Source organism: Hyphomonas chukchiensis (assembly GCF_000682695.1).
In the GTDB taxonomy this organism is placed as follows: Bacteria; Pseudomonadota; Alphaproteobacteria; order Caulobacterales; family Hyphomonadaceae; genus Hyphomonas; species Hyphomonas chukchiensis.
Genome location: NZ_AWFG01000086.1, coordinates 1 through 928 on the forward strand (window position 1 = coordinate 1; position 928 = coordinate 928).

The window sequence follows — 928 nt, forward strand, 5'->3', positions numbered from 1 at the left end:
AATCGGCCCAGATTGTGCAGGAGGTCGACCAGGAGAAATTCCACGTTCAGGCTGGGCGGCACAGATGCGCGCATCCGGAAGTCATAGGGACGTCCGTCCAGTTTGAAGTGTCCGTGGCGTTTGCGGTTGTAAACCACAGGTTCGTTGTAGAGCTGCGTCGTGCCGAGGCCGAGACTGTTATACGCGTTCGGTGAGACCATGAGAAACCGGTCATCTCCCAGGAATGTCTCCACCAGCTTTTCCGGACTGGCGGGTGCTGAGCCGAAACGGGTCTTGCGCGGCGCCATGTAGAGTCCCGGACCGACCTTTTCGAGCCTGCCTTCGTCCAGCAACAGGCGGAGATGCCGGTCGATGGCATTGGACCAGCGCGCAAGATCCTTGCGCCGGTACACCTGTCCCGGACGGAGCCGCTTTTTCAGTTCTGCCGTGGCCGTCATGTTTGCCTCCATCTGTGTCCATATAGGTGACCGCCCTCCTTAAATGCAAGTAATATCATTAAAAATTCATGCATATTGTGTGTGAGTATGGTCTTGTCTAAAGAGAGCATATTGCTAACAATCTGGAGCCGGCATTTGCTGTCGCTCCTCTTCGGGCTGTCGATGCGACAGGGCAAGAAGAGTTGATCGGAATTGTTTCTTTAAAAATGCGCTGAACCGCTGCTCAACCCCCAAGATCAGGGGGCCTGATCCCGATCTCGCCGCCGAGCGGCACGTTCCGGGCAGGTGCGCCGGAGGAATTTGTCGCCAATATCGCACTCTTCCTGCCCGTCGGCACCGCGCGGTCGGACCATTGTATTACCCTTGTCCCCATCAGCTCCCCCAGGCCCTGATATATTTATCCTGCCCGGCCACTTCGGCTCTCAGCCACCCGGCTTCGCTAAATGATCTCAAAAATTCTTGAAACTTTCACTTTTTGCAAGTATTGAGAA

At 55.5% G+C, this 928-nt stretch carries 1 protein-coding gene; it reads right to left on the reverse strand.

Going from position 1 to position 928, the window contains the following annotated elements; translation table 11 throughout:
- Nucleotides 1-437: hypothetical protein (locus HY30_RS18145; protein WP_034744412.1), on the reverse strand; the 437-nt coding region annotated here is incomplete at its 3' end.
- Between the last annotated feature and the right edge of the window lie 491 nt (nucleotides 438-928).